We start from the raw sequence: 3,284 nt of genomic DNA, 5'->3' as shown, positions 1-3,284 counted from the left end.
TGCTGCCGGCCCCGCGCGGCCCGTTCGCCCGGTCCGCGCCGCGCTCCGCGCCCGGCGTCGCACCGCTCGCCGACGCCATCCGGGACCGCACCGTCCGCGCGGTCTCCGGAGCCGCCGGGGAGCGGGCGCCGGAGGTCACGCTGTGGGCCTGCGAGGCGGCCGTACGGCTGACGTTGTCCTACGTCGTCGCCCCGGGCGCGTCGGACGAGGAGGCCGCCGCGCAAGTCGCCCGTCTGGTCCGCACCCTTGTGGGCGAGCAGGTGGCGGAGGTGCCCCGTCCGGAGCAGTGACCCGGCCTTCGGGCGTGTCGTTCCGGCCGTCGTCGGCGGCCTCCGGGGCGGCTACTTCAGCCACCCGATCCGGACGCTGTTCTCGTCGCCCAGCCCCGGCGCACCGGTGTTGGCCAGGCCCTTGCGGATGGCGACGATCTGGGGGCGCTGGTAGAGCGGCAGGGAGTGGCCGAGCTCCCAGACCTTCGCGTCGGCCTCGTTGTACAGCGCGACCTGCTTCCCGGCGTCCGTGGTCCGGGACGCCTCCAGCAGCAGCCTGTCCACCTCGGGCGACGAGACCCGGCCGTAGTTGTTGAAGGCGTTGTCGCCGTCCGGCTGCCGGTAGTCCCGGTAGGAGCTGGAGCGGTAGATCCGGTCGACCTGGCGGAACTGGGTGAGGTCGTAGTTGCCGCGGTGGACGTACCGGTCGAAGTAGTCGTCCCCCGGGACCTTGCGCAGCTCGACCTTGATCCCGATCTCGCCGAGCATCTGCTGGGTGAGCTTGGCCTGGTCCTCGGCGAGCGAGATCGCGTCGGCGGGCATCACGTACTCCAGGACCAGCGGCCTGCCGTCCTTCGTCCGCGGCTTGCCCGCGCCCCCGTCCTTCCAGCCCGCCTCGTCCAGGAGCCTCTCCGCCCGGGCGACGTCCCGCTTGCCGAAGGCGCCCGCGTTGTCCCGGTAGCCCTCCTGGTTCGGCATGAAGAAGTGGTTGTTCACCACCTCGGGCCGGAACGGCAGGTCCTGGCCTGCCACCTTCGCCAGCGCCTCGCGGTCCACGCCCAGCGTCACCGCCTGGCGCGCCTTGACGTCCTGCAGCGGCCCGCGGGCGCCGTTGAGGTTGAGGGTGACCTGGTCCCAGCGGGCGCCGATGCGGAAGTCGGTGTCCTTGTCGCCCTTGAGCCGCTGGTACGCCTCGGGGGCGGAGGCCGGGGCGTCGTCGATCTCCTTGTTGAGGTAGGCGTCGGTGCGGGCCTTGCTGTCCATGGCCCAGAAGATGTACTTGTCGAGCTTCGGCTTCTCGCCCCACCAGGCGGGGTCCGGGACGAGAGTGATGGTTTTGGCGGTCTTGTCGTACGCGCCGACCTTCCAGGCGTTGCCGGTCACGGGGACCTGCCCGGCCCAGCTCTTGTTGAAGGCGTCCGGGCCGGAGTTGAGGGAGGCCGGGAGCAGCGGGTCGAAGAGCATCTGCCAGTCGGCGAACGGCGTCGCGAAGGTGACCCGCACCTCGTGCTCGTCCTTGCCCCGCTCCACCTTGGCGATCTGGTCGTAGCCGCTGGTGGAGGCGACCTGGAAGGCCTTGTCCTTCCCGCTGAGCGCCTTCCACTGGGCCTCGAAGTCGGCCACGCCCAGCGGTTTGCCGTCCGACCACTTCGCCTTCGGGTTGAGCTCGTACGACACCACCTGCGGGTCGGTGGAGACGACCTTGGCGGAGGCCAGGAAGTCGGGGTTGGAGTGCGGGACGCCCTTGGAGTCGAAGGTGAACAGGTCGGGCTCGACGAGGGCGGTGATCGCCGAGGCGTCGCCCTGGGTGCCGTCCGTCTGGTTGGGGTTGTACTGGTTGATCCGCTGCTGGATCGAGACCTTGTGGACGCCGCCCTGCTTCAGGTCCTCCGGCGGGTGCGGGTTGAGGTCCTGGGCGGCCACCGCCGGGGCCGCCTTGCCCTGTCCGCCCCCGTCCGCGGAGTCCTTCGCTCCGCCGCCGCAGGCGGTGACCGCCAGCGCGGCGGAGACGGCCGCGGCCGCGAGGGCGGTGGCTCTGACGGGCCTGATCATGGCGGATTTCCTCTCCTCGGGAAGGACGGCCCGGTCACCGTAAGCACGTACCTCCCGCCCCAACAGGCCCGTCAGGTCAAGCGTTTACCGCATTTATCACGGACGAAATGGCTCCGAAACGGAAAGAAACCGAACGGTAGGTTCCGCCGGATAGATTCACGCCTCGTGCTCGCCTATCTGACGAAACGACTCGGCTACTACGCCCTCCTGCTGGCGGTGGCCGTCTTCCTGTCGTACGTGCTCTCGTCGCTGGCGCTCTCCCCGCGCGGCTACTTCGAAGGCCGTCAACCACCGCCGCCCGCCGAGTCGGTGGAAGCCCAGCTGACCGCGCTCGGGATCAACGACCGCACCCCGCTGCTGGAACGCTTCGGCACCTGGGCCTCGCACGCCGTGCGCGGCGACTTCGGGCGGACCATCGACAGCAGCGGCGTGGGCGAGGAGTTCGGCCGCCGCATCGGCGTCAGCCTGCGGCTGCTGCTCGCGGGCACCCTGCTCGGCACGGTCGCGGGCATCCTCGCCGGCGCCTGGGGAGCGCTCCGGCAGTACCGGTTCTCCGACCGCGCGGTCACCGTCCTCGCGTTCCTGCTGCTCTCCACGCCCACCTTCCTCCTCGCCGTCCTGCTCAAGCTCGGCGCGATGAAGGCCAACCAGGCCGCGGGCGCCGAACTCATCTCCTTCACCGGCGAGAAGACCCCGGGCCTGACCGGTGGAGCCGGCACCCTCCTCGGCGACCGCGCGGCGCACCTCCTGCTGCCCACCCTCTCCATCGCGCTCGGCACCGCCGCCGCGTACAGCCGCTACCAGCGGGGCACCATGCTCGACGTCCTCGGCTCGGACTTCCTGCGCACCGCGCGCGCCAAGGGGCTCACCCACCGCAGGGCCGTCCTCACCCACGGCCTGCGCACCGCGCTCGTGCCCATGTCCACCTTCTTCGCCTACGGGTTCCTCGCCCTCTTCACCGGCGCCGCCTTCACCGAGAAGATCTTCGGCTGGCACGGCATGGGCTCCTGGTTCATCGACGCCATCGGCAAGAGCGACGTCAACTCCGTCGTCGCGGTGAACGTGTTCGCCGCCGTCATGGTGCTGCTCTCCGGCTTCCTGGCCGACGTCCTCCACGCCGCGCTCGACCCGCGCGTCCGCACCAGCTGATCCCGACGAGCGAGGCCCGCCACCATGACCACCACCGCCACCCCGCCCGCCGCGCCCGCCGCACCCGGGCCGGCGGCCGCGGCACCCGCCGCG

3 protein-coding genes are annotated in these 3,284 nt (G+C 71.3%); 2 read left to right on the top strand and 1 reads right to left on the bottom strand.

The genetic code is table 11. The features are described 5' to 3' along the window. Nucleotides 1–290, top strand: a 290-nt coding sequence (locus B7P34_RS37915) for a hypothetical protein (RefSeq protein ID WP_223268584.1), incomplete at its 5' end; no start/stop codon positions are given. A 51-nt stretch (nucleotides 291–341) separates the two neighbouring features. On the opposite strand, the gene B7P34_RS35520 is transcribed toward B7P34_RS37915, so the two are convergent. Beyond that, nucleotides 342–2,042 (bottom strand): ABC transporter family substrate-binding protein, encoded by a 1,701-nt coding sequence (locus tag B7P34_RS35520; RefSeq protein WP_106682242.1) that lies wholly within the window; start codon nucleotides 2,040–2,042, stop codon nucleotides 342–344. 165 nt (nucleotides 2,043–2,207) lie between these two features. On the opposite strand from B7P34_RS35520, the gene B7P34_RS35515 reads away from it, so the two are divergent. Continuing rightward, nucleotides 2,208–3,191, top strand: a complete 984-nt coding sequence (locus B7P34_RS35515) for an ABC transporter permease (RefSeq protein WP_106682241.1) — start codon at nucleotides 2,208–2,210, stop codon at nucleotides 3,189–3,191. Nucleotides 3,192–3,284: the final 93 nt, after the last annotated feature.

It is taken from the genome of Streptosporangium nondiastaticum, assembly GCF_003011965.1.
GTDB lineage: Bacteria > Actinomycetota > Actinomycetes > Streptomycetales > Streptomycetaceae > Streptomyces > Streptomyces nondiastaticus.
This window is presented reverse-complemented; position numbering and strand designations above follow the sequence as displayed.